The following is a 26,717-nucleotide window of genomic DNA, read 5'->3' as shown; positions in this document are numbered from 1 at the left end:
TATAAAACAAAATAACAAACTCAATATAATCTGAGGTCTATTTAGGTCTATTAAGTCTCTTGTTTTTTGATTGCAATAGGCTTGCGATCTTTGTCTATTGCTACATAGGTGTATACCGCTTCAGTTACCTTGATGCTGTCATCAGATAATATATCTCTTCTTACCCAGGTTTCGACATGTACGGCAATTGATGTTCTGCCGAGTCTTTCTGTTTCGCAATAGCAACTCACTTCATCGCCAACGAAAACCGGCAAATGGAAAGTCATGGCTTCTACAGCAACCGTAACTACACGAGATTTTGATAGCTGGCGCGCATAAAATCCACCAGCAATATCCATTTGTGACATTAACCAGCCACCGAAAATATCACCGCTGGGATTAGAATCCGCTGGCATTGCCAAGGTTCTGAGTGAGGTATGTCTGTTATCTAGGTATGGGTTTTTTGTGATCATTTTGCTGTTTACTAATTAAAGTCAGTTAATTCTAAGAAGTAAGGCACTTTACTTGATATTGGCTTATTGCGCATTTAAATATGCATAAAAAAGGCCCGCAAATGCGGGCCTTTTTTAGCGTTTTAGTCTAAATCAATTGATTATGATTTAGCAGCGCTCTGTTGTGCAGCTTCGATACGCTTAAGCATTTCTTCTGCTTGCTTAGCTTGTGCTTCCCACATAGCTTTAAGCTGTGTGTAGTCTTGAGCTGGTGCAGCTACTGCAGGGTTGTAACCAGCAGGTGCGTATGATCCAGCAGGAGCGTAACCATTGTTATTGAAACCTTGGCCGTATCCGTTAGTGTTTGTCGAGCTGTATCCGTTACTGTAACCGTTTCCAGCCATGTTGCCGTAGCCGTTTCCGTTACCAGCAGCATTTCCAGCACCTTCGCCGTTTCCGCTTAGGTTACCCGCAGTGTCCATATCTGTGCGGCCTTTACCTTTAAAAGTGATAGAGAAATCAACTTCTCCGTCTGCATCACCTTTTGCAGTGCCCCAGCCGTTGCCGTTTGCAGAACCGTTACCAGCAGCATTTCCAGCAGTAGAACCGTTACCAGCAGCGTTGCCGTATCCGTTTCCTGAACCGTTACCGTTGTTGAATCCATCGAACCAATCAGCAGATGCAGTACCAGCAAGAGCCAAAAGAGCAGTTAGTGTGATAGCTTGTAATTTCATGACGATCTCCTTGTGTAATGTAAGTAAGTATTCAATTAACTTCGAATATGAGTATATTCTAATATACTTCTTTTGATTTATACAAGAATATTTTGCAAAAAGTATGAACTTTTTTTGAAGTGCCTATTCTGTAGGGCTTAAGAAGGTGTCGCAGAGTGAAAAAAATTCGTCTGCTTGCTGAATGTGCGGCAAATGATCGCTATTTTTGACTGTAGAAATGGTGGAATTTGGGAATAATGCTTTAATAATGGGATGATCTTGTTCTCTCATATAGCGGGAATCTTCACCATCTATAAAGAGTGTTGGATTAGAGAAAGTTTGACCAGATGTGGTAAACCCAGCTATTTTCAAATAGCCTTTGGCAATTTCCTGAACATCACTTTTCCAGCGAAAGCCAATGTCTGATCCATCAATATCTTGTTTTGCACGTCTTAGATTCTTGATCATAAAGGAGCGTTCAACAGCATCATCAATAGTCAGTTTGAGGTGATCGTCGATTTCCTGACGTGACTTTAATGTTTCTACTGGCGCACCCAATACTGCCTTTAAGGTTGTTTGGTGCCATAAAGGATAAGGTCGTGGTGCTATATCAACCACAATCAGTCTGTTGATGAAGTCTAGTTGCAACTCTTCCTGTGCCAATGCCATTTGCATTGCCACTTTGCCACCCATTGAATGACCTAATAAATCAAACTTGGGAATCTTTAGGTGTTTTGCGAGTTTGATCACATCCTCATACATTTCGCGATAACTCATGCCTTTTATATGAGGAGAGTTACCGTGATTACGCAAATCCAGAATAATTACGGGTCTTTTGGCGGATAAGCGTTGCGCTTGTGATCGCCAATTGTCCATAGAGCCGAATAATCCATGAAGGATTATCAATGGAATTTGCTTTTCTGCCTGAGGAGTTTCCCCAGGATAGACTTTATGACTTAAGATTTCAGTTTCTGGAGTTTGCATATTCAATTCAGTGATAATTTTTTTTTAGCTTGAGACTATTAATTTGAGCTAATTAACGCGGGCTTATTAAAAAGTTCTTCCCATTTCTTCTACATTGTCGAGTATTTCAATGCGTTCTTCATTGCTGATATTCGCGATATCATAATAAATCTCATGTGAAACGTCTTTAATGCCACAAAAAGATAGAGTGCCGTCAGTTGTCGGTCTGTGAATTAACTGAAGTGCATCAGTATCTTCAAAATACTTTCTTGAACCACCTGCAGTAATTAATACTAAAGCACGTTTATGCTTTAATAAGCCTTTCACACCATCGCTTGAGTATTCGAAAGCTAAGCCGTTGGTTAAAACCAGATCAAACCAGCCTTTTAGCATGGCTGGACGACCAAACCACCAAAGCGGATAAATGAATATAAGAGAATCAGCCCATAATAGCTGCTCTTGCTCTTTTGCTATTTTAGACGGGATTTCTCCTTTATGTAGCTGATCAAGATCACTAGCACTAAGGATAGGATCGAAATTTTCCTGGTACAAATCCTTTATCTTTATTGAGTGTCCAGCTTCTTTAAGGCCAGCAGAAACTCTCTCCAATAAAGCGTGATTAAAGCTTGCAGGATTTGGGTGGGTGAAAACAATCAGTACATTCATTATAATAAGGTATAGTCTAAAGAGGGTGGCGCATTCTAAATCAGTGTACTTAATTGAGCAAATTCTTGCTCTATTTAGCTGTGATTGATACATTACGCGATTTCTATTTTATGCTCTTTTTTAGAAGTAAAATAGTATAAGCTTATATACAAATCATTAAGGACGATCTACGTCCTTCATATTGGGGTCTTGATTTACTCAAGAATTGGAAAAATTTTCTATGTTTAAAGCATTCTTTAGCATGTTCTCTAACGATATATCTATCGATTTAGGAACAGCAAACACACTGATTTATATGCGTGGTAAAGGTATCGTCCTCGATGAGCCTTCGGTCGTAGCTATTCGACAAGAGCGTGGCCCTGGTGGTCCGAAAAAAATAGAAGCTGTCGGTGTTGAAGCGAAAAAAATGCTGGGTAGAACCCCGGAAAATATTCAAGCGATCCGCCCGATGAAAGACGGAGTGATTGCAGATTTCACTTATACCGAGAAAATGTTACAGCATTTTATTGGAAAAGTAGCACCAAGAAGAATATTTGGCCCTCGTCCTCGTGTGGTTATCTGTGTGCCTTGTGGTGCAACTCAGGTTGAACGACGCGCAATCAAAGATTCTGCAATGGGCGCAGGTGCTCGTAAAGTCTATTTGGTTGAAGAACCAATGGCTGCTGCAATCGGAGCGGGTATCCCAATCGATGAAGCTGTCGGCTCTATGGTGCTGGATATAGGTGGTGGTACCTCTGAAGTTGCGATAATGTCTCTTCGTGGCATCGTTTACTCGGCTTCTGTACGTATTGGTGGTGACCGTCTAGATGATGCCATTATCAGTTATGTGCGTAGAAACTACGGCATGCTTATCGGTGAAGCAACAGCAGAAAATATCAAATGCAAAATTGGCTCAGCCTATCCGGGTAAAGAGTTAATGGAGCTTGAAGTTAAAGGGCGTAACCTTTCTGAAGGTGTTCCACGTAGCTTTACATTAACCAGTAATGAAATTTTAGAAGCATTGCAAGAGCCTTTATTCGGTATCGTCAGTGCGGTAAAGACTGCTTTGGAGCAAACACCACCAGAATTAGGTGCTGATGTTGCTGATAGAGGTATCGTATTAACTGGCGGTGGGGCGTTACTACGTGATTTAGATCGTCTTCTTATGGAAGAAACAGGAATCCCCGTTGTTGTTGCCGATGATCCATTAACTTGTGTAGCTAGAGGCGGCGGACGTATTCTGGATATGCTTGATGATGATGGTTTTGATTTCTGGGCTTCTGAATAATAATATCTATAAAAATCAGGGATTCCGAGGGAGTCTGTTATTTATAATCTAGACAGAGACGATAGTAAGCAACAAGGCTACATGATTAAGTTCGTGATTTTGGCTTTGATTTCTATGGCCTTTATGACTTTGGATTACCGCAAGAATAGACTTTTGCCTGTTCGCACCGGATTAACTAAGTTTCTTATCTATCCAGTCCAATATACGGTCGATTTACCTTATCGTTTGGCGAATTTTACTCAAGAATTTTTCTCCGATCACGATGAATTATCAAAAGCTAATCGTGAGTTGCGCGCTTTAGTGGGTGTTTATGCGGCAAGAGACCAGAAATATCATTCTATCGCTAAAGAAAATCAGCGTTTAAGAAGTCAGTTAAGTGCAACTCCTGCAGTTCGTGAAAAATTTACCTTAACTGAGATTCTCTCGGTATCTTCTAATCCCTTCAGTAAAAATGTAGTGATCAATAAAGGTACTGATGATGGTATTTTCGTCGGACAGGTAGCTCTGGCGGGTAATAATATTTACGGCCAGACTGAAAGTGTGACGCCTAGTTCTGCCGTGATTATGCAGCTCACTGATGTGAAGCATGCGATTCATGTACGAAACGTTAGAACCGGTCAGGGTGCACTCGCTGTTGGTACCGGTAAGATCAACCGTTTGGAGCTTAAGCATGTCGAAACGAGCATGGATATCCAAACTGGCGATAAATTTGTAAGTTCTGGTCTGGGTCAGTTGTTTCCGCCAGATTTTCCCGTAGCGATTGTGGATAGTGTTGAATACAATCCGGGTGATTCATTTATGAAAGTGCATGCAAGACCTTTTACAGATTTCAGTAAGACCCGAGAAATACTGATGATTTGGCGTGCAGATTACTCTTCTGAGTTAGAAATCAAAAATAACACTGGTCAAGAACAAGAGGCAGATAAGTAAATCGATGGAAGAAATTAATCCAAGGTTTACCGGTGCGATTACATTGTCTGTAATTATCGCATTTGCCCTGACTATATTGCCCATTAATGAGCAGTGGGTTTTACATAGACCAGAATGGCTGGCTTTAACCTTTATTCATTGGGGGTTAGTCTCGCCTAGCAAATCAAGCTTGGTATTTGCCTGGTTTGTCGGACTGCTTATTGATTCTCTCTACGGCACAATCATGGGCCAGCACGCCTTGGGTTTTACAATCGTTTTATTCTTGACCTTAAGAATGCGATCGCGCCTTTTGATGGATAGTTATTTTCAGCAACTCTTCCTGTTATTTTTAGTTTTAGGTACTTATTTATTAATCAATTTATGGATTTTAGGAATTACCGGAAATACTCCTGAAGGCTGGGGTTACTGGTATACCGTATTTAGTAGTCTATTGATCTGGCCTTTATATCATTACTATATGCGCTTATTTCACGCACAGAAAAAATCGTTTTAATTATAAAAAGTGCTCAGCTCTGCATAAATTCTATTTACGTTTTTAAGCGACAAAAACGTAATATCATTCCGCAAAGCATAAGTTCCTTAGGTCATTTTATACAGCAAAATGAAAAGTCACTTAAAGTAGGGGGGTGACCTTTACTATTTTGTTGCTTCTTTATTAACACTTTTATTTAATAAAAGTCTTATGTCATCAGTTTCGATATAGCTTATTCCCTCTTTAGCTAGCCATTTTTTCGCATTCTCAATGTCATTGATGGAATAAACCATCCACTCCCACGTTCCTTGCCAATAACCTGATTCAGGAAACGATTTATAGGGGCAGAGCATGTATTCAGGTTTTAATTTATTTGCGATTTCTTTGTGTTTTGCAATATATTGATTGAATACTAGGCCAATTCTTATTTTGCTATGTTGTCTTACGTATTCAAGCGCAGCGACACTAAAACTAATTACAATAATGTTCTCGCTATAAGGTTTAAGTTTAGTAAATAGTTTTTCCATTACCGTTTCTAAACCCCAATGTTCCAGGCTCTTAACTTTTACTTCTACTAGAAATGTAGCCTTGGGAAAACTTTTAAGCAGTACCAAAATATCATCAAGGTATGAAATATAAGTAGGGTAGTGTTCGTTGGCGAATTGATTAGGTTCGTGAATACTCAGTGTTCTTAATGATTCATCTGTTGTGTCAAATAGTGATCGATCATCCCCGGACATGCGCTTGAAGTCTTCATCATGAAATACAACGATGCTTTTATCAGCATTCATTTGAATATCAAATTCAACAAAAAGTGCTCCTGCAAGTAGCGCAGATTCTATGGCAGCATAGGTGTTTTCAGGGTGATTAGTGTTATCCCCACGATGTGCAATAATTTTATTTTTATCTAGGCTGTAATTCATGGTCTGGTAGCGCTCTGGTTTCATGCTCTTGTTATAGTAAATATTAAGATTTTTTACAGTATTTTTTTAGGGTTTGTTCACTCTCTCATCGTAAAGCGTTAGAATCCGCACACACATGAAAACTAAAACGCCATTTAGGGAAATCCCCTACAATTATACGTCGTTCTCAGATAAAGAGATCATTTTACGCTTACTCGGTCAACGAGCTTGGGATATTCTGGAAACGCTCCGCGAAAGGAGGACTACCGGTCTCTCTGCGCACATGTTGCTCGAAGTTTTGGGCGATATGTGGATAGTGAAACGTAATCCTTATATTCAAGATGATTTATTAGAGAATGAGAAACGTCGTTATTCTTTAATAGAAACCAAACGTTCCCGCCTAAAGCGAATTAGAGATCGAGCAGAGGGTAATGAGCTCACTCTGGAGCTTATCGATATTGCTGATAAAGCCGTTGATGAATTTGCGACATGGTTTGCCGATTATTTTGCACTGCGTAAGCGTGCCAAACGCAAGTTTCGTTCGATTACCCGCAAAGATAATATCCAGTTTGATGGTTTAGCTCGTGTATCGCATGTTACCGATGCTACTGACTGGCGCGTTGAATATCCGTTTGTGGTTTTAACTCCGGATACAGAAGAAGAAATTGCTCTACTCGTTCAGACAAGCATCAAACTTGGACTAACCGTAATACCTAGAGGTGGTGGAACGGGATATACCGGTGGCGCGATTCCATTGGATTCAATGAGCGCTGTCATCAATACAGAAAAGCTTGAAACACTGGGGAAAGTGCAAAGACGTAAAGATTTGCCAGGGGTGGATAGTGAAGTTGCAGTGGTTAGAGCAGATGCGGGCGTTGTAACGCGTCGTGTATCAGATTTGGCTGCTAATGCAGGTCTGGTTTTTGCTGTAGACCCTACATCACAAGATGCATCGACCATTGGCGGAAATGTTTCCATGAATGCAGGCGGTAAAAAAGCTGTCATGTGGGGAACTGCCTTAGATAACTTATTATCATGGAGAATGGTAACACCCGATGCAGAATGGCTTGAAGTCGTTCGACTCAATCATAATCTGGGCAAAATTCACGATCAGGAAGAAGTTAGTTTTCAAGTTACCCGTTTTGAGCAAGATGCGAAAACCCAAAAAGGTGAGGTTGAAGTTCTTACTTTGCCAGGGCAATTCTTCCGTAAAGTGGGTTTGGGCAAAGATGTTACCAATAAATTCCTGGGCGGTTTGCCGGGTATTCAGAAAGAAGGTTGTGATGGTCTAATTACCTCTGCTGAATTTATTCTTCATCGTATGCCAGATCATACACGAACCGTTTGTATGGAATTTTATGGTACGGATTTGCAAGAAGCCGTTCCAGCCATTGTAGAAGTTAAAGACTATTTAGATGGCAATCAACACGTACTTTTGGCAGGTCTAGAGCATTTAGATGAGCGCTATGTAAAAGCGGTTAAATATACGCCGAAAGCAGCGCGTGGTTCATTTCCTAAAATGGTGTTGATTGCCGATATCGTTGGCGATGATGAGCAAGAAGTGGCTAAGTCAGCATCGCGTGTTGTTGAACTTGCCAATGCAAGAAATGCAGAAGGCTTTGTTGCAGTGAGTCCTGAGGCTCGTAAGCAGTTTTGGGCAGATCGCTCGCGTACAGCGGCAATCGCAGCACACACCAATGCGTTCAAAATCAATGAAGATGTTGTAATACCGCTTAATAATCTGGATAAGTACAGTGAAGGCATTGAGCGCATCAATGTGCATCAGTCGATTACTAATAAGATTGAGCTTATCGACACTGCATTAGAGATTTTCACTGAAGAAAATCCTGATTTAGATAAAAAGCTACGCCAGAGTTCTGGCGCTTCTGACAGCGATGATAATAAAGCCATGCTTCAGGCCAAAAAAGATCTCGCGATAAATCATTTGGCAAGTGTTCGTAAACGCTGGCAGTCTATTCTGGATTTAGGTGATGAAAGTGCTAAAGCCCATCCAGAATTACTCTCTGTTCAAGCGCAAAAGCAGTGTCGCGATGATGACAAGATTATCAATCTGTTATTAAGACGTGATCTTCGTATCTCTTACAAACGAGAAATCAAAAAGCCTCTTGATGATATTTTTGTAGGTCAGGATTTAGAGCCATTGCGTGCCGAAGTGCATAAAGTACATAAGGATGTACTTTCTAAACGCCTATTTGTTGCTTTGCATATGCATGCGGGTGATGGCAACGTGCATACGAATATCCCGGTAAACTCAAACGACTATGAAATGATGCAAGAAGCAGATCGCATCGTTGATCAGGTGATGGAATTAGCACTTTCTCTGGATGGTGTAATCTCGGGTGAGCATGGTATTGGTCTGACGAAAATGCATTACTTGTCGGAAGAGGTAATTAATGAATTCGCGTCTTACAAAAACGAAGTAGACCCTAATGGTCACTTTAATCGTGGAAAATTAATGCCAGGTTCTGGCTTGCAGGATGCGTATACGCCTTCGTTGCGTTTGGTAGAACAAGAGGCGTTGTTGCTTGAGCATAACGAGCTTGGCGCTTTGAATGACGATATTAAAGATTGTCTGCGTTGTGGTAAATGTAAGCCGGTTTGTACCACTCATGTGCCGCGTGCAAATTTACTCTATTCACCGCGTAATAAGATTTTAGCGACTGGTTTGATGCTGGAAGCCTTTTTATACGAAGAGCAAACTCGCCGTGGTATTTCAATGCGCCACTTTGAGGAAATGAACGATGTAGCTGATCATTGTACGATTTGTCACAAATGTTTGAGTCCTTGTCCTGTTAATATCGATTTCGGTGATGTTACCGTTCGTATGCGTCATATCTTGCGCGAACGTAAGCAAAAGAAAACCAATATTGTGACCTGGGCGTCAATGGCTTTCCTTAACGTCAAAGATCCAACGACCATTAAGTTAATGCGTGCTGGTTTAGTTCAGCTTGGGTATAAATCTCAACGCTTTGGACATACGATTTTCAAACGTTTAGGTTTGTTGAAATCAAATCAAAGACCTGCTGGTACAACCGGTAATGCAGGCTTGACCGAGCATGTTATCCAGTTTGTTAAAAAGCCAATGCCAGCGCATGTTCCTATGCGTACCACGAGAGCCGTTTTGGGTCTGGAAGATGAGAAGGTTGTTCCGATCATTCGTAATCCAGCGTTGAGCGAAGCTGAGCGTGGTGATTCTGTATTCTACTTCCCTGGTTGTGGTTCAGAGCGCCTTTTTTCTCAGATCGGTATGGCAACAATCGCGATGTTATACGATACGGGGGCAACCACGGTATTGCCGCCGGGCTACTTATGTTGTGGTTACCCGCAAACAGCAGGTGGAGATATAGAAAAAGGTACGCAGATTTCCACCGAGAATCGTGTGCTATTCCATCGTATTGCTCAAGCTTTGACCTATCTGGAAATTAATACGGTTATCGTATCTTGCGGAACCTGTATGGATCAGTTGCTTAAATATGAATTTGAGCGAATTTTCCCGGGTTGTCGTTTGTTAGATATTCACGAATACCTCTTGGAAAAAGACGTTAAGTTAGAAGCGGTTGATGGAATTAAATACGTATATCACGACCCATGTCATACGCCGATTAAGAATTACGATCCAACCAAGTTAACTTCTGAGTTAATGGGGCAGGAAGTTGCTTTGTCTGATCGTTGTTGTGGTGAAGCAGGTACATTCGCTGTAAGTCGTCCAGATATCGCCAGTCAGTTGCGATTTAAAAAAGAAGAAAGCCTGCGTGAAAGTCTTGTTGTGCAAACGGGTGAAGATACGGCTAAAAATGGTAATGTAAAAATATTAACCAACTGTCCAGCCTGTCAACAAGGTTTGTCACGTTATGCAGATGATACTGGAATGGATACGGACTACATCGTCGTTGAAATGATGAAGCATATGCACGGTGAGAAGTGGCAGAATGAATTTGTAGAGAGAGTGACTAAAGGCGGGATTGAGAAAGTTCTTCTTTAATATCAAAAAAATAGCAAAAAAGCCCTAAAAGGTAGGGGGTGTCATTTTATATGACACCCCCTACCTTTTAGACGTATTTCTAACGATTCATTTGAATTAGCTCAGACACTTCAAGTGTTCCGCCAATTTTCTGGAAAGGGCAAGTTTGAGAAACCTTTACTGCTTCTTCGATTGAATCTGCTTCAATCACAGAAAATCCAGACATCGCTGTTGTGCTGCCAGCTTCGACTTTTCCATCGGGGTGAATGACATGCGTGTCTTTTAATGGGTTTGCCGCACTCACAATTGAATCACCTAAAGAAACCAGCCAGTTACGGTATTCTTCAAAATGCTGTTTTCCTTCTTCTGGGTTTGATGGTTGGTTGCCACCTAAATACACCAACATAAACTTAGCCATGCGATTTCCTCAATAAATTGTAATTGTTCAAATAAAAATTGTTGAATATAGGGTCGACATAGTAAAGAGGATGTAGGCACTATTCAATCAAATTGCTAAATATGGTCAATAGCGCTTACTTTGAATAGTGGCAGTCAGTGTCTAAGGCAAGTTGTTAATGACGCGATAGTGAGGGTTTAAAAAACAACTGATCAAAAATTGCATTTTCAATAAGTAAAATGAAAAACACGCTAAAAGTAGGGGGGTGTCTTTTTTTATCTGGAATCTCCCCTATAATACGCTCCTCGAGATATCAGACTAAAAATTAAGAATTGATTATGAAAAATTTTATTGAAGAATTACGCTGGCGCAATATGATTCACGATGTGATGCCAGGTGCTGAAGAACATTTGATGGAAGCGGTGCGCAGTGCTTATGTTGGCTTTGATCCTACGGCAGATTCTTTACATATAGGAAATCTGGTTCCGATCATGTTGCTTGCTCATTTTCAGCGTTGTGGGCACAAGCCTATTGCATTGGTGGGTGGCGCTACAGGTATGATAGGTGACCCTTCGGGAAAATCTGCAGAACGCAATTTGCTGGATGAAAAAACGCTGCGTCATAATCAAGAATCAATTAAAAAGCAGCTAGCGCATTTCCTTGATTTTAATTCGGATACCGAAAATGGTGCAGAATTAGTCAATAACTACGACTGGATGAAAGAGTTTTCGTTTTTAGACTTCATTCGTGATGTGGGAAAACACATAACCGTCAATTATATGATGGCTAAGGATTCAGTAAAAAACCGTATCAAGCCAGAAACCGAAGATGCCGGTGGTACTGAAGGAATGAGTTTTACCGAATTCACTTACCAGCTTGTACAGGGTTATGACTTCTTTCATTTATATAAAAATAAAAACTGCACCTTGCAAATGGGGGGTAGCGACCAGTGGGGTAATATCACTACGGGTACTGAGCTTGTTCGCAGAATGGGGCAAGGTAAAGCCTATGCTATTACCACGCCATTAATCACTAAGGCGGATGGCTCCAAATTTGGTAAGAGTGAAGGTGGTAATGTCTGGTTATCTGCTAAATATACCTCTCCCTACAAGTTCTACCAATACTGGTTGAATTCAACAGATGTCGATAGTGAAAACTTTATTCGTATTTTTACTTTTTTGGGTAAAGATGAAATCGAAGCACTCATCGCAGAACACAATGAAGCGCCGCATTTACGTTTGCTGCAAAAGCGTCTAGCAAATGAAATAACTGCAATGGTGCATTCTGAAGAAGAGCTCGAAAAAGCAATTCAGGCGAGTGGTATCTTGTTTGGTAAGTCGACCAGTGAAGATTTGAAAAAGCTTGATGAGCAAACCTTCCTCGATGTTTTTGATGGTGTGCCTCAAGCCACAGTGCCAGCTTCTGCGATCGCAGCTGGTTTGGATATCGTTGCTGCATTAGCCACGGATACAGGTTTCTTAAAGTCAAATGGCGAGGCACGTCGAGCGCTTAAAGAAAATTCTATCTCTGTTAATAAAGAGAAGGTAGAAGACGGCTATCAAATTACTCAAGCCGATTTGATCAATGATAAGTTTGTCCTGTTGCAGCGTGGCAAAAAGAACTATTTCGTCTTACGCGCCGAGTAATAATCTTCCAAAGAAACTTTTCGTGAGGCTCGTGATCTGGATTTAGATCACTAGCCTGCGTTTGTATGTAAAAAGTGCCCTAAAGTAGGGGGGGTGTATTTTCATACAAAGAGTAAGCCTTTTACGTTTCTCAATTAGATTTTAATATCAGTATAAATAATTTTGATTAATCAGCTGTTCGCCCTATCAAGATGTTTAAGCTTTTTTATGTAAAGTATATAAAATTAAATAGTATTTATACATTTAAGTACATGAATTTTAATGCTGATGATGTTATTTTGCGGCGTTGTGCACATAAATTTTAACTACTGAAGGGCTCTATGTATTTAGAGTCGGAACTGCTATTTAAATGAAAATTACGAAAGGCCTGGACATCTCTATAACGGGTGAACCAGTACAAGCTATCAGCGAAGATATTGAGACTAATTCTCCGCCCATTACAACTGTCGCAGTCATTGGTACCGATTACCATTTACTTAGGCCTTCAATGCTGGTCGCTGTTGGCGATCACGTAAAGGGCGGGCAGGCATTATTCACCGATAAACGCAATCCGGGGTTTAATTACACCTCTCCCGGTGCTGGTGTAATTACTGCCATTCCTCGCGGTGCTAAACGCGCGTTACAGTCGGTAATCATTAAACTCGATGAAGAAGAGGAGTTTATTGAATTCCCTAAAATCTCATCAAAAGAGTTAGATTCTGCTTCTGCTGAAGATATCCGTAAAATATTACAGGATAGTGGCGCATGGACAGCATTTCGTACACGCCCTTATAGCAAGACACCTGAGGTTGATAGCGAGCCAGCTGGTATTTTCGTTCGTTCGATAGACACAGATCCATTAAGTGCAAATCCTGAACTCATTATAAATTATAAATCTGATGCGTATCTGGACGGTTTGAAAGCGATTTCGAAGCTGACTAAAGGTGAGGTTTATGTTTGTCAGCATGAGAATGCAACGCTTCCTGAATCTCCAGCAAGCAATGTTGTTACTAAAAAATTCTCGGGTAAGCACCCGGCTGGTTTAGTAGGAACACATATCCATAATATTTTACCTGCGAGTGCGCATCGCACTGTTTGGCACTTGCATTATCAGGATGTTATCGCAATTGGTAAATTGCTAACCACTGGTAAACGCAATGTAGATCGTATCTTCTCCTTGGCCGGTCCAATGGTTAAAGAACCTCGCTTAATTGCATCACGCATGGGCGCATCGACCAATGAACTGGTTGCTGGTCAATTAAAAGAAGGTGATTCTCGAGTAATTTCGGGTTCTGTGCTTAGCGGATTACACGCTGTGGGTAACCGCGCTTATGTAGGTCGTTTTAATCTACAGCTAAGTGTTGTTCCTGAAGGGCAGCCACGTCAATTTTTACACTGGGTGAATCCATTCCTGAAGCAGTTCTCTGTGATGAATGTATTTACCAACGCTTTAACCAAAGATAAACAAGAGTTTACTTTTAGTAGTACGCAAAACGGTAGTGCCAGAGCAATGGTGCCTCTTGGAAGCTATGAGCGTGTAATGCCTTTAGATATTCTGCCTACACAATTATTACGTGCATTACTGGTGCGCGATACTGAAACGGCACAAAAATTAGGTTGTCTTGAGCTAGATGAAGAAGATCTCGCTTTGTGTACATTTGTTTGTCACAGTAAATACGAATATGGCCCAGCACTACGTGCCTGCCTTGAAATTATTGAGAGGGAGGGCTAGTCATGAGTACTTCGGAAAATAAGCGAAAAAATAAGCCTAGTTTACTTAGAAAAGTACTAGACGATGCTGAACCGCATTTTACACGTGGCGGTAAGCTAGAACGTCTTTATGTACTTTATGAAATGGTGGATACACTATTTTATAGCCCTCCAAACACAACAGTTGGTGCTCCTCATATCCGCGATGCGTTAGATTTAAAACGTGTAATGGGTTATGTGTGGATGGCCACTTTCCCTGTTATGTTTATGGCCTGTTTCAACACGGGTTATCAAGCTAACGTAGCAATGGCGAGCTTGGGTCTGGAATCTATTGATGGTATCCGCGGCTGGTTTTTGAATCCATTTGGTTATGATCCTGGTAGTTTCTTTGCCAATTTCTTGCATGGATTGACGTACTTCCTGCCGATATACATGACCACGTTTATTGTGGGTGGTATTGCGGAAGCAGCGTTTGCGCTAGTGCGTGGGCATGAAATCAACGAAGGTTTCTTCGTTACTTCTATTCTTTACACACTGACTCTACCACCAGATACACCTTTGTGGATGGTAGGTTTAGGTATTCTATTTGGCATCATTGTTGGTAAAGAAGTATTTGGCGGAACGGGTAAAAACTTCCTGAACCCTGCTTTGGTGGGTCGTGCGTTCCTATACTTTGCTTATCCGGCAGCGATGTCAGGTAATGCCGTATGGACAGCGGTTGATGGTTATACCGGTGCAACAGCGCTTGGTATGGCTGCTGAAGGAGGCGTTGACCTCATTATTCAAAGTCAGATTACCTGGTTCGACTCATTCCTCGGAATGGTTCCTGGTTCATTGGGAGAAACCTCAACACTCGCAATCTTCATCGGTGGCGCAATTCTATTATTCACCAAGATCGCATCGTGGCGTATTGTTGCCGGTGTAATGATCGGCATGGTTGCAACAAGTATATTGTTCAACCTCATTGGCAGCGACAAAAACCCAATGTTTGCAATGCCTTGGTATTGGCACATGGTAACGGGTGGCTTTGCATTCGGCATGATATTCATGGCAACTGATCCGGTATCAGCGTCGATGACTAATCTAGGTCGCTGGTATTACGGTGCACTAATTGGCTTTATGACGGTGTTAATTCGTGTGGTAAATCCTGCCTTCCCTGAGGGAATCATGTTGGCGATCTTATTCTCGAATATTTTTGCACCATTAATTGACCATTTCGTGGTTCAAGCGAATGTAAAACGTCGTCTGAGACGTGAGTCTGCGTTCTCGGCATCTGACGAAAAAGGAGGCGAATAATTATGTTTGCTCCAGTTCAAAAAATTCTAGATCTACCTAACGATAGCGTTAAAAAAACGCTCGCAGTTGCTGTCGCACTTTGCTTAGTGTGCTCGGTATTAGTATCAGGTGCAGCGGTTGTATTAAAACCAATGCAAGATCAAAACAAAGCGCTTGATAAGAAGAAGAACATTCTTGAAATCGCAGGTCTGATGGAAGAAGGCAAGTCTATTGATGAGCTGTTCTCTCAAATCGAGCCTCGCGTTATCGATATGTCTACAGGCGAATACGTAACAAATGTTGACGCTGTAACTTACGATCAACGTAAAGCTTCTAACGATCCAAAGCAGAATATTCAATTAAAGAAAGAAAACGATATTGCAGGAATTAAACGTCGTGCTAAATATACGTCTGTGTATCTGGTAAAAGATGGAGAGAATATTAAATCTATCATCTTACCTGTTCATGGTTACGGCTTATGGTCTACTTTGTACGGCTTTTTGGCCTTAAAAAATGATGCAAAAACAGTTGTTGGTTTAGGCTTTTACGAGCATGCAGAAACACCGGGTCTGGGTGGTGAAGTTGATAACCCGGAATGGCGTAAAAAGTGGATTGGCAAACAGGTTTATAACGATTCTGGAGAAGTAATGATTCAGGTCATCAAAGGAAGCGTGAGCAGCGGTACACCAGATCCAGAATATAAGGTTGATGGCTTATCTGGCGCAACGCTTACTTCTCGTGGTGTAGAAAACATGCTGCATTACTGGCTGGGCAAACAAGGCTATGACAAATACTTGGATAATATTCGTAAAGAGGGAGCTAAATAATGAACCCTGAAACTAAAAAAACGCTGGTCGAACCGTTAGTAGACCAAAACCCGATTACGTTACAGATACTAGGTATCTGTTCGGCACTTGCAGTAACAACCTCGGTTAAAACTGCTTTATTGATGTCTGTTGCTTTGACAGTTGTAACTGCTTTTTCAAGCGCATCGATCAGTTCGGTTCGTCATCACATTCCTAATAGCATACGTATCATCGTACAAATGACGATCATCGCTTCATTGGTAATTGTGGTAGATCAGTTATTGAAAGCATTTGCTTATGATACGTCTAAGCAGCTGTCCGTATTTGTTGGATTGATTATTACCAACTGTATCGTTATGGGACGTGCAGAAGCGTATGCCATGAAAAACGGAGTCAAAGACAGCTTTATTGATGGTTTAGGCAACGGCATGGGTTACAGCTTGATTCTAATCATCGTTGCGGTCTTCAGAGAACTTCTTGGTGCCGGCTCATTATTAGGTTACAAGCTTTTCCCATTAACCACTGATGGTGGTTGGTATCAATCGAATGGCATGATGCTTCTTCCTCCAAGTGCTTTCTTCATTATTGGTTTACTAATTTGGGCAGTCAGAACATGGAAGCCTGAACAAAATGAAGAGCCAGATTTTAAAATACACGAGTCACATGTACACGGCTCAGCGGAGGTTCACTAATGGAAGATCTACTAAGTCTTGCGGTTAAAGCGATATTCGTTGAAAACCTGGCGCTCGCATTCTTCCTGGGAATGTGTACCTTTCTGGCTCTCTCTAAAAAGATTGAAACAGCCATTGGTCTTGGTATTGCAGTAGCTGTTGTACAGGCAATTACAGTTCCTGTTAATAACTTGATTCTGAACTATTTGCTTAAAGAAAACGCATTATTACAAGGTGTTGATCTTACCTTTTTAGGCTTAATCAGTTATATCGGCGTTATCGCGGCGATGGTACAGATACTCGAAATGGTATTGGATAAATATTTACCAAGCTTATACAACGCACTGGGTGTGTTTTTGCCATTAATTACGGTTAACTGCGCAATATTGGGTGGCTCATTGTTCATGGTTGAGCGTGACTACTCATTTGCTGAAAGTGCGGTATACGGTATTTCTAGTGGACTGGGCTGGGCGCTTGCGATTGTTGCCTTAGCTGGAGTACGTGAAAAGTTGAAATATAGCGATGTACCAAAAGGGCTACAGGGTTTAGGGATTACCTTTATCACCGTAGGTTTAATGTCTATGGGCTTTATGGCCTTCTCTGGCATTCAACTTTAGTACCCACTACTCAAGATTTAAGTATTTAGGTGAATATACAATAATATGACTATTCAAATTTTATTAGGAATACTACTTTTCACAAGCATCGTGATCAGCTTGGTATTCATTATTCTTTTTGCACGCTCAAAGTTGGTTTCTAGCGGCAATGTAATGCTTCACATCAATAAAGAACGCGATATAGAAGTTCCTGTTGGGGGTAAGCTGTTAAACGCCCTTTCTGATAGCGGACTCTTCATTGCATCTGCTTGTGGTGGTGGTGGAACTTGCGCGCAATGTAAAGTAAGAATCTTTGATGGAGGAGGAAGTTTACTCCCTGCTGAAGAATCACATATCAACAAACGTGAAGCACGACATGGTGATCGTCTAGCTTGTCAGGTAAATGTAAAGCAAGATATGGTTATCGAAGTACCTGAAGAGGTATTTGGTGTTAAGAAGTGGCAATGTAAAGTTAAATCTAACAAAAACGTAGCGACTTTCATTAAAGAGCTAGTTCTTGAGTTGCCTGAAGGCGAAGACGTAAATTTCCGCGCTGGTGGTTATATTCAAATTGAATGTCCACCGTATGATTTGAAGTATTCTGAATTTGAAATTCAGGATGAATACCGCGCCGATTGGGATCACTTTAAACTTTGGGATATAGAATCTCATGTGCCAGAGCCAGCGCTACGTGCTTATTCGATGGCCAACTACCCTGAAGAAAAAGGGTTGATAATGCTAAATGTGCGTATTGCTACACCACCTCCAGGTGAAAACAATATCCCTGCAGGTATTATGTCTTCTTATATCTTCGATTTAAAAAAGGGAGATGAAGTAACTATCTCTGGACCATTCGGTGAATTCTTTGCGAAAGATACCGATGCAGAAATGGTATTTGTCGGTGGTGGTGCAGGTATGGCACCTATGCGTTCTCATATCTTTGACCAGCTTGGTAGATTAGCAAGTCAGCGTAAAATCAGCTTCTGGTACGGCGCAAGAAGTCTACGCGAAGCTTTCTATGTAGAAGAGTTTGATAAGCTGGCTAAAGAACACGATAACTTTGAATGGCACCTCGGTTTATCAGAACCACAACCAGAAGATAACTGGGAAGGCTACACTGGCTACATCCATGATATTCTTTACAAGAACTATCTTAAAGAACATCAAGCACCAGAAGATTGTGAGTTTTACATGTGTGGTCCACCGATGATGAACACCGCTGTTGTCGATATGCTGGAAGAAATGGGCGTAGAAGAAGAAAACATTATGCTGGATGACTTTGGTGGCTAAATAGCGCCGAATAACACCCAGGCACAGCAAGAACTTAGAAATACTCGTTAGTGAATTCGTTGACGAGTATTTCAGGAAAATAACATGCAACTATTTTTATTTACATTTTTGGTATTAATGCTAGCCTTCTTGGGAATGGCGGCAGGGGTACTAATGAACAATCGTGAGCTCAAAGGCAGCTGCGGCGGTTTATCAAATATTCCTGGTGTTAAAGGAGATTGTAGCTGTGCTAACCCTTGTGAGAAACGCAAAGCGCGTATGGCTCAAGAAGAAAAAGACAATACAAACACCAACGAACAAAATAATATAACAAAAGATTACGCCCAGATTAACATTGATAAGTTGAGATCAGGCATAAAGTAATAGTATGCTAGGCTTGTCCGCTAGTACTTACCCCGCTAAATAAACCTTAGCAATAAGGTTTCAAATAGGAGCTCTTATATATGTCAAAGTCTGATGAACTTCATGTGCGTTATCACCTAAATCCTAATTTTATTAAATTCAAACCGGATCAGGAAATAGCAGAAGCAATTAAGCTTTTCAATAAACACCGTATTTTTGGCGCACCCGTAGTTGATGATCTTGGCAACTTAATTGGTATGATTTCTGGTACTGACTGCATTAAAGCAGCGCTTAAATCAAATTTCGATTCCTCTTTCCGAGGTAAAGTTCAAGATTTCATGACGCCAGATGTTAGAACGGTAGAAGCTGATTACAGCTGTTTGTATGTTGCAGAAATGTTCCTCAAGGATCACTACAGACGTTACCCTGTAGTAGAGAATGGCAACGTGATTGGCATGATTGGACGTACTGATGTACTTAAAGCCTTAGAAAAGTATCTTTGCTAAGTAGCCTGGTCAAGAACTAGGCTAAAAACAAAGCCAAGAACAAAACTAGGTACTTAGCTAAGAGCAAAGTACTTAGATTTAATCTGTATTGGGTCTATCTAATTTCAATTAAATAGACCACAAATTAAACCAACTCTCTTTGCAACCTAGATAACCTAGATTAGATAGATTACTCATTCGGTATCCACCGGAATCTATGATGCATTTAATGAATCTTCCGTTTGCTTATCTAAACGGATCACTCTCTAATTAGATATTCTGAATATCTGACTCTTGATGAGTCTAACTAATACTTAATAGGTCACCCCCCTACTTATAGACTGTTTTCTAGTATTCAAAAAAATGGCCTAGCTCTGCATAAGTTCCTTTTGTCATTTCTAAAAACGAAATGAAAAGTCACTTAAAGTAGGGGGGTGACTAAATCTATTCACAATATCCTGATTCAGTCTAATTCGACTGTGCTTATGTAGCTTTTTATATCGTTTTAGAACAATCCCTTTAATTTATCCTTTAACTTGTCTTTAACCTGATCTTCAACACTCTTAGGTTTCTCTGCAGGTGCATTTGGATCTTGGTTAGCAGGAGCTTCAGACTTCTTTCCGCCTAACTGATTGATAATCGCATCACCCAGTTTATCGCCAGTTTGTTTTTTCAGTTTTTGAACAGCGTCGGCTTTGGCGTCTTCAAGTTTCTGCTTGATCTTTTGTTCCTGAACCGCTTTCTCTTTCTCTATTTTGAGTTTAAGCGCTTGCTTCTCTTCCTCAAGTTTCTCTTTTGCCTGAAGTTTAAGTTTTTCTATATCTTGTGCGGCAACAGCTTTGATCAAGTCTGCCAAATCCAGAGAAAATTTAGGATTAGAAAAAGTACCCGTTACTCTTAGTGGCGCAAATAAAGGTCGTTTAGGGTCCTGATTATTAGGCCCAATACGCAAGCTCATATTCAATTCCTGACTGGCGACATTCGCCGTACCAGAGCCTTTGATATTGAAATAGGGTGATTCCAGACTCAAATTATCGGTCTTGAATTCGCCATTTGTAGCTTTGAAGTCGCCGCTCAAACCAGTAAATTTCACTACAGATTTACCGTCTTCTACTTCCTTCTTTTCAAACGCTTTAACCGCTAGTGATACTTTTTCTGCGAGATTCGAATCACGAATCGTGCCATCGTTAAGTCCTAGGCTCGTGGTTCCATTAAGGTTCTTCAATAAAGCATCGATGCTATTACCACGCGAACTCAAGTCGGTGATCAACTTAGTACCACCAGATACATACTTATCCTGAAATAAATCAAACAACAAACCTTCCGAACGAACGCCTGTTAGCTCGTGGCGCATTTTCATAGTTGGAACTGCCTGTTTCGCATCCAGTGTGATGCGGCCTTTGTAAGTACCCGAGTACAACTGCGCATTCGCTGGGTCGATAACAATCAGCCCCTGTTTTGCATTTACTTTAGCTCTGATATTACTCATATTGATTTTATTCACCAGCATCTTGCCGATATTGAAATCACCATCAATATTCAATTTGCGCAAAGTATCCAGCGGTAATAATTCTTTATTACCCCCAGCACTCGCTGGCGCAGCTGCGGTCGCACCTTTTGCTTCAGGTGCTAAATAGTCGTCGAGGTTGATTGTGTTGATGGTTAACTTGGTACGAATACTCGGCGATGCGAAATTCGCGATTGCCAGATTGCCCGAAAGCTGACTCTTATCAAGCGTTGCCTTTAGGTTTTGTAAATCAACGCTATCGGTATCTGCCTTAAGTGCAAACTGAGCCTGTACCTGTGAAAGCGCAGCTGGGTTCTTCGTCACCGGTGGTTCGATACCAAAGGTTTTCATCACCGTTTTCAGATTAAACGTATTAGTGCTAAATTGACCAGAAACGCCCGGTTTCGCCGCCAGCGGTTGTAACTGCACGCCGCTGCCTTTAAGTTCAAGACCCGCCAGATTAACCAGTAGATTGGATAAATTCACCGCGCCTTTGTTATTCGCCCAGTTCAGGTCAAGGTTGCCGCTACCTGTTTGTGTCAATTTGCCACCGGGTACCAAACCACCTTCTACCTGACTGTTAAGCGTAATTTTCGGTGATGTGACTTGCGAGTTCTTGAGATCAAGTTGAAGATCTCCCGCGATATTGGTATTTGCCTTGCCGCCTTTTAATAACTCGCCATTCGCATCCGCAGTCAGTTTTAATCCTGTCATTGATAGCAACTGCTTAGCCAGATCAAACTGTGTGTTGCCGTTTACCTGTGCATTCGCCACGCCGCCTTTGACATAACCACCCGTTAACTGGGTTGTTAATGCGAGATTAGGTATAGATAGTTTTTGCGTACCAATATTAAGTTGCAAATCGCCATTCACATTGGCATTCGCTTTACCGCCTTGTAAAACTTCACCACTGGCATCAGTCACCGCTTTCATGCCACTGATGTTGAGTAGTTGCTTCGCCAGATCAAGCTGCATATTGCCGTTTATTTTGACGTTTGCTGCGCCGCCTTTAACATAGCCTTCTGCAAGTTTTGCATCTAATGCAAGATTAGGAATCGATAACTGCTGTGATTTCAGATTGAATTTTGTATCGCCCGTAACTAACGCCTGCAAAGTTCCGCCAGCCAAAGGCTTGCCATTCACATTGCCATTAAGCTTCATTCCGGCAATTGTTAACTGCTGAGCACTAACATCAAAATCCACATTGCCAGATACATCTGCTTTAGCCGTACCTTGTTGTACTAAGTCACCCGTAAGAGTCGATTGCAGAACCAAATCAGACACGCTGATTTTCTGCGGATTGCCCTGAATACTACCGCTGATATTCGCTTCTAAGGCACCATTAGGTATTTGCGCACCCGTTACCTTGGTTTTTAATTTAAGTTTGCTCAGGCTGAAGTCTTTATTGTTATTCGTTAGATTAATGGTGGTACTGCCATCAGCAGTGACTGTCATCGCAGGATTCTTCTGTTTCAATACCACATCGAGTTCTACAGGCAATGGTTTGCCGGGGCTGAATTTTCCTGTTTTTAGATTAAGCGGAGAAAGCGTTATATCCTGCTTCGCCACATCATCGCGCCAGTGGATATTGGCGTTATTCAGGCTAACGCCTGCAATCGAAAGATTCTGCATCATTTCTTCAACCACTTTCGATGGCTCTTTTTCTACTGCACTCTCATCTTTAACGTCTGTGCTTCCTTTAGCCAGATCATCCCAGTTGCTAGAACCGTCAGCCTTACGGTGAAGATTTAATTTCAGCCCATCCAGTAATACTGCATCAGCTTCAACCTGTTTCTTAAGCAAAGGCATTAACTTCACAGAAACTTTACCTGAATCAATCGTCGCGAACTGATCCCCGGCAAAACCTTCGGCATTCGATAACGATGTTTTGCCCATTTCCAGAGCCACATCAGGATAAATCGCAAGCTTCAACTCGCCATCTATATTCAAATCTCGCCCGGTTTGCTTTTTTACCAACTTGGTAATTTGATCTTTGTAATCATTTGCATCAAAGGTAGCGACAAAAATTATCAGTGCGCCAACAACAATCGCGATTAAAACAACAACAGTTAAAATGATTTTTTTAAACATATACGGGACTTCCAGAATTGAGAGGTTAGTAATTTCGGACTGGTTCTTAGTCTAATAGTTCACAAACTGTCGGTCATTGTTTTTTGTTAATTAATTGTAATGATTAACGAATCTATCGAATAAATAGCGTCGAGTAACAACAGAGTAGAAAGGGAGTAAATAAAGGAACGAGAAGGGAGCAGAAGGATAGAGGACGATATTTCTATTTCAGAAATTTCTGTGTTAGCTGGTTAACGTGGGCTAAATGCCTTGTTTTAAGCCTTTCATGTTTTTAATGACATGCCTGCTGGCACTTTGAGACGTTTTGCGGCAATCGCGATATTAATGAAGCTGGGCAGTCTCAAGACTCATTTCTTTTGAATAGACTTGATTTCGGCCTTCAGATTTGGCGCGGTATAAAGCCTTGTCAGCTAATTTAATGAGATCCGATGCCGTTGAAATTTCACCTGCCTCCAGTGTGGCCACACCTAAGCTGACCGATACATAAGGTGCTGTTGGTGATTTCTCATGGGGGATGGCCATTTTTATTAAATCTTCGCGTATTACTTCAGCGAATTTGATGGCTATATTTTCATTGGTTAAAGGCAGAATCACCGCGAACTCTTCGCCACCATAACGTGCCACAAGATCTCCATCGCGATTAAAAATATCAGCAACGATTTTAGAAATCGTCTTCAGACATTTGTCGCCTTCAACGTGACCATAATGATCGTTATACAGTTTGAAATGATCAAGATCGAAAAGAATCAGAGAAATAGGTGTTTCAGAACGAACAGCACGTTTAATCTCCGTCTCCAAGGTTTCATCAAAACAACGGCGATTAGCGATTCCCGTCAAACCATCCTTAATCGATAAGCCAAGCAGCTGTTCGTTGTTTTCAGACAGTATTTCCTGCACCGCAATAAGTTGAGATTCTTGCTCTTTTCGTTCTGTAATATCTCTGACAATACCTGTGAAATGTCGAATGGTCCCGGTTCTTACCTCAGCCACTGACACTTCCATAAAGAACTCTTCGCCGTTCTTGCGCTGTCCAACCATCTCTCTGCTGCTGCCGATTAGTTGAGATTTAACTGTGCTTAAATAACTCGAAAGATTCGCACCATAATGCTCGGCGTACATTGGCGGCATTAATATTTTGATGCTTTCATTAATGACTTCATTTTCGTTGTAACCGAAAATATCCTGAGCAGCCGGGTTGAAAGTCAGCACCGTTCCATTGCTGTCTATCACGATAATGCCATCAACCGCATTATCCACAATGGCCCTTAAATGGGCTTCGCTTTCGCTTAACAATTCCTTGCGGTGAAACGCATCAATCAAATTGCCGATCGCATTCCAGATAATATTCAGCTCGTTGATAGAAGCATCTGAATACGCTTTTTTAGTATTAGCCAGCGCCACCATACCCGTTAGCTGTTGCTTACCATTGTACTGCGGGATTCCAACGTAATTTCTTATTGCAGGATGACCCGCAGGCAGGTCCATTTTTAATAACTCAGACTCAGGGTTATTATTAATTTCAACTTTGCCCGTAATTAGCGCGCGACAAAACAGATTATCGATATCAGTAAACGTCAAGTCGCCTTTAATCACCGCTTCAAACATATTGCGGCTTGGTAAATCCCAGGCGATATTAGTCACAACCAACACTTTCATACAGAGTTGATTATTATCATCGTATTTCACTTCGCCGATAAGGCCAAATTCACTCTCGCTCAACTCTAACAAGGTATCGAGCATGTCACAGTAAACCGCGCCAGTATCTTGTACGGTTAGAAATTTTGACTGCATATTATGTACAGCATCTTGAATGGTCTGTTGCCGCATCAGCTGAATGTCACGGCTTTCAAGGTCATTCCGCATGCGGTTAAAGTTATCAACAAACTTTGAAAGCACGGTATTTGATGATTGCGGCAGGGGCGTCAGAAAATCTCCCTCGGCAATGCGCGAGGTCGCAATACTCAACTTTTTTAATGGCAAATGGATAATTCTATTTTGGAGAAATACCCCGACCATAACGATTAAAAAACTCGAAGCCAGTACTAGCAGTTCCAGATGTTGAAGCTTCTCCACTTTGGGTGCAATCAGTGATTTAACGTCCGTCTGAACTTGAATACTGCCCAGTTCCTGCTCTTTATAGATTAAAGAATGTTTAACGACATTTAATGCATCTGTTTGTGTTAATTCTATTTTAGATAAAGGATATAACTGCGTACCATCCAGTTTTTGTAAAACCACAGCAGTCCAGGCCGGGTTCTTTTCTACAACGTTATCAAGTGTGGTATGAATTTCCGCCAAATCACCCGACAACATCGCAGGGATGACAGTATCTGATAAAAGGCGTGTCTTCTCTTTTTCATGTGTCAGTATGCTTTCTATTTCCGTATCAACATAATACGGCAACCAGAAAAAATGCAGGATCACAGCCAGGCTGATCATTACAAATAAAAAGGGGAAGTAGTATTTAAGGTATCTCATAAAAATAAAATAATCAGTACATTACTTAACGTAAAAGGACTCCAACCCCATCTCAAGTAACTCGTCATAATCCTTGAGTTCAGCAACGCCAAGCTGCTTCATCGGAATTTTCTGCAATAGCTTCATATCTTTTTCAGACGCCGCCATTTTCAAAAAGGCATCCTGCACCTGTTGACTCACCTCAGCAGAAACCCGTGGATGGACCGCAACCGGATGAGGCGCAACTTTAGTCGTCTCATACAGAATGCGTAAATTATCCTTAACCTCAGGCTTTTGTTGAGAAAACGTTTTCTGCACGCCGCCGCCAGCTTCAGCCTGACCCAGCAACACATTCAGGTACACAGAAGAATGGCTCTTCACATATTTGTATTCAGGCTTAATCATAAACTTGGTCGCAAATTCAGTACGCGGAATAAGCGCCGCACCCAATGCATTAGGCGCAGGAAGCGCAACAACTTTGCCATCCAGTTGCTTCACATCAGTAATAGGGCTGTCCTTCTTCACCACGATAACGCCATACAACTTACGCCCAATATCGCGCACAATCGGCTGATAACCCTGACTCTTGTTAGCTACAATCAAATGATACGGATTCATATAAGCGAAATCGTATTCGCCCGCATTAAAAGCCTTCTCAAATTCAGGAATATCCGGCGAACCCACCAGCTTAAATGTCTTACCTGTTTCAGCTTCAAGTTGTTTAAGAATAGGTGTCCAAACCTCTTGAGTGCGTCGTGCATCAAACTGCGGAACCACGCCAACGGTATAACTTTTTTCTGCAAAAACGGAAGAAGAAAACGAACAGACACTAATAAACAAAGTAGTGAGGATTACTCTAAGACTTTTTTTATGCATTTTTTACCTTTAAAACATGGAACATTATGTCCATGCAAATTATTGTTATGATTGGTTGTGCTATCGTAAATGAGAATAGCTCGCAAAGCTATTTCTATCTTAGAAAACAGATATACGGCATTTGGGGATTAATTGTTTCGTAGCGAAAGCTACGAGTTCATTTATTTTGCTCAGCCAAAATAAACGAACCAGCCGAGATTCTATGGTAATAATCAAGCAATAAGTCTAAACGATTCTATATTGAGCTTTATCTCTCATTAAAG

Annotated in this window: 22 protein-coding genes; 13 read left to right on the top strand and 9 right to left on the bottom strand. The window is 41.3% G+C overall.

Annotation, left to right across the window (positions count from 1 at the left end; genetic code table 11):
• Nucleotides 1-50 precede the first annotated feature (50 nt).
• The 4 genes from Q1A31_RS07885 to Q1A31_RS07870 all read right to left on the bottom strand — a co-directional run bounded on the left by Q1A31_RS07885 (nucleotide 51) and on the right by Q1A31_RS07870 (nucleotide 2,773).
• Nucleotides 51-452: an acyl-CoA thioesterase gene (locus Q1A31_RS07885; RefSeq protein WP_299874828.1), complete on the bottom strand. Its 402-nt coding sequence runs from the start codon at nucleotides 450-452 to the stop codon at nucleotides 51-53.
• Between the two features lie 140 nt (nucleotides 453-592).
• Nucleotides 593-1,165, bottom strand: a complete 573-nt coding sequence (locus tag Q1A31_RS07880) for a hypothetical protein (protein ID WP_299874826.1) — start codon at nucleotides 1,163-1,165, stop codon at nucleotides 593-595.
• A 123-nt stretch (nucleotides 1,166-1,288) separates the two neighbouring features.
• Nucleotides 1,289-2,128 carry an alpha/beta fold hydrolase gene (locus Q1A31_RS07875; protein WP_299874823.1) on the bottom strand — a complete coding sequence of 280 codons (840 nt, stop codon included), beginning with the start codon at nucleotides 2,126-2,128 and terminating at the stop codon, nucleotides 1,289-1,291.
• A gap of 66 nt (nucleotides 2,129-2,194) precedes the next feature.
• Nucleotides 2,195-2,773 carry an NAD(P)H-dependent oxidoreductase gene (locus Q1A31_RS07870; protein ID WP_299874821.1) on the bottom strand — a complete coding sequence of 193 codons (579 nt, stop codon included), beginning with the start codon at nucleotides 2,771-2,773 and terminating at the stop codon, nucleotides 2,195-2,197.
• A gap of 220 nt (nucleotides 2,774-2,993) precedes the next feature.
• Between Q1A31_RS07870 and Q1A31_RS07865 the strand changes: the two genes are divergently transcribed.
• The 3 genes from Q1A31_RS07865 to mreD all read left to right on the top strand — a co-directional run bounded on the left by Q1A31_RS07865 (nucleotide 2,994) and on the right by mreD (nucleotide 5,463).
• Nucleotides 2,994-4,040 carry a rod shape-determining protein gene (locus tag Q1A31_RS07865; protein WP_131904201.1) on the top strand — a complete coding sequence of 349 codons (1,047 nt, stop codon included), beginning with the start codon at nucleotides 2,994-2,996 and terminating at the stop codon, nucleotides 4,038-4,040.
• Between the two features lie 81 nt (nucleotides 4,041-4,121).
• Nucleotides 4,122-4,970, top strand: a complete 849-nt coding sequence (gene mreC, locus Q1A31_RS07860; RefSeq protein WP_299874815.1) for a rod shape-determining protein MreC — start codon at nucleotides 4,122-4,124, stop codon at nucleotides 4,968-4,970.
• Nucleotides 4,971-4,974: 4 nt separating this feature from the next.
• Complete coding sequence (mreD, locus tag Q1A31_RS07855) at nucleotides 4,975-5,463, top strand: rod shape-determining protein MreD (RefSeq protein ID WP_299874813.1); 489 nt, start codon at nucleotides 4,975-4,977, stop codon at nucleotides 5,461-5,463.
• A 143-nt stretch (nucleotides 5,464-5,606) separates the two neighbouring features.
• On the opposite strand, the gene Q1A31_RS07850 is transcribed toward mreD, so the two are convergent.
• Complete coding sequence (locus tag Q1A31_RS07850) at nucleotides 5,607-6,389, bottom strand: glycerophosphodiester phosphodiesterase family protein (protein ID WP_299874811.1); 783 nt, start codon at nucleotides 6,387-6,389, stop codon at nucleotides 5,607-5,609.
• Nucleotides 6,390-6,480: 91 nt separating this feature from the next.
• On the opposite strand from Q1A31_RS07850, the gene Q1A31_RS07845 reads away from it, so the two are divergent.
• On the top strand, nucleotides 6,481-10,347 hold the full coding sequence (locus tag Q1A31_RS07845) for a DUF3683 domain-containing protein (RefSeq protein WP_299874808.1): 3,867 nt from the start codon (nucleotides 6,481-6,483) through the stop codon (nucleotides 10,345-10,347).
• A gap of 79 nt (nucleotides 10,348-10,426) precedes the next feature.
• Here Q1A31_RS07845 and Q1A31_RS07840 read toward each other — a convergent pair whose 3' ends face one another.
• Nucleotides 10,427-10,744, bottom strand: a complete 318-nt coding sequence (locus Q1A31_RS07840; RefSeq protein ID WP_299874805.1) for a hypothetical protein — start codon at nucleotides 10,742-10,744, stop codon at nucleotides 10,427-10,429.
• 317 nt (nucleotides 10,745-11,061) lie between these two features.
• Here Q1A31_RS07840 and tyrS point away from each other — a divergent pair, with 317 nt between their 5' ends.
• The 9 genes from tyrS to Q1A31_RS07795 all read left to right on the top strand — a co-directional run bounded on the left by tyrS (nucleotide 11,062) and on the right by Q1A31_RS07795 (nucleotide 19,544).
• Nucleotides 11,062-12,369 (top strand): tyrosine--tRNA ligase, encoded by a 1,308-nt coding sequence (tyrS, locus tag Q1A31_RS07835; protein WP_299874803.1) that lies wholly within the window; start codon nucleotides 11,062-11,064, stop codon nucleotides 12,367-12,369.
• A gap of 349 nt (nucleotides 12,370-12,718) precedes the next feature.
• Nucleotides 12,719-14,080, top strand: coding sequence for a Na(+)-translocating NADH-quinone reductase subunit A (locus tag Q1A31_RS07830; RefSeq protein ID WP_299874800.1), 1,362 nt, complete (start codon nucleotides 12,719-12,721; stop codon nucleotides 14,078-14,080).
• A gap of 2 nt (nucleotides 14,081-14,082) precedes the next feature.
• Nucleotides 14,083-15,354: an NADH:ubiquinone reductase (Na(+)-transporting) subunit B gene (locus tag Q1A31_RS07825; RefSeq protein WP_299874797.1), complete on the top strand. Its 1,272-nt coding sequence runs from the start codon at nucleotides 14,083-14,085 to the stop codon at nucleotides 15,352-15,354.
• A 2-nt stretch (nucleotides 15,355-15,356) separates the two neighbouring features.
• Nucleotides 15,357-16,160, top strand: a complete 804-nt coding sequence (locus Q1A31_RS07820) for a Na(+)-translocating NADH-quinone reductase subunit C (RefSeq protein ID WP_299874794.1) — start codon at nucleotides 15,357-15,359, stop codon at nucleotides 16,158-16,160.
• The gene (locus tag Q1A31_RS07815) at nucleotides 16,160-16,831 is read left to right on the top strand and encodes an NADH:ubiquinone reductase (Na(+)-transporting) subunit D (RefSeq protein ID WP_299874792.1); all 672 of its coding nucleotides are present in this window, start codon (nucleotides 16,160-16,162) and stop codon (nucleotides 16,829-16,831) included. The genes Q1A31_RS07820 and Q1A31_RS07815 overlap by 1 nt, the downstream gene beginning before the upstream one ends.
• Nucleotides 16,831-17,427 (top strand): NADH:ubiquinone reductase (Na(+)-transporting) subunit E, encoded by a 597-nt coding sequence (gene nqrE / locus Q1A31_RS07810; RefSeq protein ID WP_299874789.1) that lies wholly within the window; start codon nucleotides 16,831-16,833, stop codon nucleotides 17,425-17,427. The genes Q1A31_RS07815 and nqrE overlap by 1 nt, the downstream gene beginning before the upstream one ends.
• 45 nt (nucleotides 17,428-17,472) lie before the next feature.
• On the top strand, nucleotides 17,473-18,696 hold the full coding sequence (gene nqrF, locus Q1A31_RS07805) for an NADH:ubiquinone reductase (Na(+)-transporting) subunit F (protein WP_299874786.1): 1,224 nt from the start codon (nucleotides 17,473-17,475) through the stop codon (nucleotides 18,694-18,696).
• A gap of 84 nt (nucleotides 18,697-18,780) precedes the next feature.
• On the top strand, nucleotides 18,781-19,059 hold the full coding sequence (gene nqrM, locus Q1A31_RS07800) for a (Na+)-NQR maturation NqrM (RefSeq protein WP_299874783.1): 279 nt from the start codon (nucleotides 18,781-18,783) through the stop codon (nucleotides 19,057-19,059).
• A gap of 80 nt (nucleotides 19,060-19,139) precedes the next feature.
• Nucleotides 19,140-19,544 (top strand): CBS domain-containing protein, encoded by a 405-nt coding sequence (locus tag Q1A31_RS07795; protein ID WP_299874781.1) that lies wholly within the window; start codon nucleotides 19,140-19,142, stop codon nucleotides 19,542-19,544.
• A 484-nt stretch (nucleotides 19,545-20,028) separates the two neighbouring features.
• Here the strand turns inward: Q1A31_RS07795 and Q1A31_RS07790 are convergent, their stop codons facing one another.
• The 3 genes from Q1A31_RS07790 to Q1A31_RS07780 all read right to left on the bottom strand — a co-directional run bounded on the left by Q1A31_RS07790 (nucleotide 20,029) and on the right by Q1A31_RS07780 (nucleotide 26,454).
• Nucleotides 20,029-23,121, bottom strand: coding sequence for an AsmA family protein (locus tag Q1A31_RS07790; protein WP_299874779.1), 3,093 nt, complete (start codon nucleotides 23,119-23,121; stop codon nucleotides 20,029-20,031).
• Nucleotides 23,122-23,442: 321 nt separating this feature from the next.
• Complete coding sequence (locus Q1A31_RS07785; RefSeq protein WP_299874776.1) at nucleotides 23,443-25,599, bottom strand: diguanylate cyclase; 2,157 nt, start codon at nucleotides 25,597-25,599, stop codon at nucleotides 23,443-23,445.
• Nucleotides 25,600-25,620: 21 nt separating this feature from the next.
• A complete protein-coding gene (locus Q1A31_RS07780) occupies nucleotides 25,621-26,454 on the bottom strand; it encodes a phosphate/phosphite/phosphonate ABC transporter substrate-binding protein (protein WP_299874773.1) in 834 nt (277 codons plus the stop codon).
• Nucleotides 26,455-26,717 lie beyond the last annotated feature (263 nt).

The organism is uncultured Cocleimonas sp. (assembly GCF_947495625.1).
Lineage (GTDB): Bacteria > Pseudomonadota > Gammaproteobacteria > Thiotrichales > Thiotrichaceae > Cocleimonas.
Note: the sequence above shows the minus strand (reverse complement) of the source record. Positions and strands in the feature narration are given on the sequence as shown.

Bases quoted from the DNA above. Each gene is read 5' to 3' on its own strand.
- Q1A31_RS07885 (WP_299874828.1), bottom strand. From the start codon at position 452: ATGATCACAAAAAACCCATACCTAGATAACAGACATACCTCACTCAGA.
- Q1A31_RS07880 (WP_299874826.1), bottom strand. From the start codon at position 1,165: ATGAAATTACAAGCTATCACACTAACTGCTCTTTTGGCTCTTGCTGGT.
- Q1A31_RS07875 (WP_299874823.1), bottom strand. From the start codon at position 2,128: ATGCAAACTCCAGAAACTGAAATCTTAAGTCATAAAGTCTATCCTGGG.
- Q1A31_RS07870 (WP_299874821.1), bottom strand. From the start codon at position 2,773: ATGAATGTACTGATTGTTTTCACCCACCCAAATCCTGCAAGCTTTAAT.
- Q1A31_RS07865 (WP_131904201.1), top strand. From the start codon at position 2,994: ATGTTTAAAGCATTCTTTAGCATGTTCTCTAACGATATATCTATCGAT.
- mreC (WP_299874815.1), top strand. From the start codon at position 4,122: ATGATTAAGTTCGTGATTTTGGCTTTGATTTCTATGGCCTTTATGACT.
- mreD (WP_299874813.1), top strand. From the start codon at position 4,975: ATGGAAGAAATTAATCCAAGGTTTACCGGTGCGATTACATTGTCTGTA.
- Q1A31_RS07850 (WP_299874811.1), bottom strand. From the start codon at position 6,389: ATGAAACCAGAGCGCTACCAGACCATGAATTACAGCCTAGATAAAAAT.
- Q1A31_RS07845 (WP_299874808.1), top strand. From the start codon at position 6,481: ATGAAAACTAAAACGCCATTTAGGGAAATCCCCTACAATTATACGTCG.
- Q1A31_RS07840 (WP_299874805.1), bottom strand. From the start codon at position 10,744: ATGGCTAAGTTTATGTTGGTGTATTTAGGTGGCAACCAACCATCAAAC.
- tyrS (WP_299874803.1), top strand. From the start codon at position 11,062: ATGAAAAATTTTATTGAAGAATTACGCTGGCGCAATATGATTCACGAT.
- Q1A31_RS07830 (WP_299874800.1), top strand. From the start codon at position 12,719: ATGAAAATTACGAAAGGCCTGGACATCTCTATAACGGGTGAACCAGTA.
- Q1A31_RS07825 (WP_299874797.1), top strand. From the start codon at position 14,083: ATGAGTACTTCGGAAAATAAGCGAAAAAATAAGCCTAGTTTACTTAGA.
- Q1A31_RS07820 (WP_299874794.1), top strand. From the start codon at position 15,357: ATGTTTGCTCCAGTTCAAAAAATTCTAGATCTACCTAACGATAGCGTT.
- Q1A31_RS07815 (WP_299874792.1), top strand. From the start codon at position 16,160: ATGAACCCTGAAACTAAAAAAACGCTGGTCGAACCGTTAGTAGACCAA.
- nqrE (WP_299874789.1), top strand. From the start codon at position 16,831: ATGGAAGATCTACTAAGTCTTGCGGTTAAAGCGATATTCGTTGAAAAC.
- nqrF (WP_299874786.1), top strand. From the start codon at position 17,473: ATGACTATTCAAATTTTATTAGGAATACTACTTTTCACAAGCATCGTG.
- nqrM (WP_299874783.1), top strand. From the start codon at position 18,781: ATGCAACTATTTTTATTTACATTTTTGGTATTAATGCTAGCCTTCTTG.
- Q1A31_RS07795 (WP_299874781.1), top strand. From the start codon at position 19,140: ATGTCAAAGTCTGATGAACTTCATGTGCGTTATCACCTAAATCCTAAT.
- Q1A31_RS07790 (WP_299874779.1), bottom strand. From the start codon at position 23,121: ATGTTTAAAAAAATCATTTTAACTGTTGTTGTTTTAATCGCGATTGTT.
- Q1A31_RS07785 (WP_299874776.1), bottom strand. From the start codon at position 25,599: ATGAGATACCTTAAATACTACTTCCCCTTTTTATTTGTAATGATCAGC.
- Q1A31_RS07780 (WP_299874773.1), bottom strand. From the start codon at position 26,454: ATGCATAAAAAAAGTCTTAGAGTAATCCTCACTACTTTGTTTATTAGT.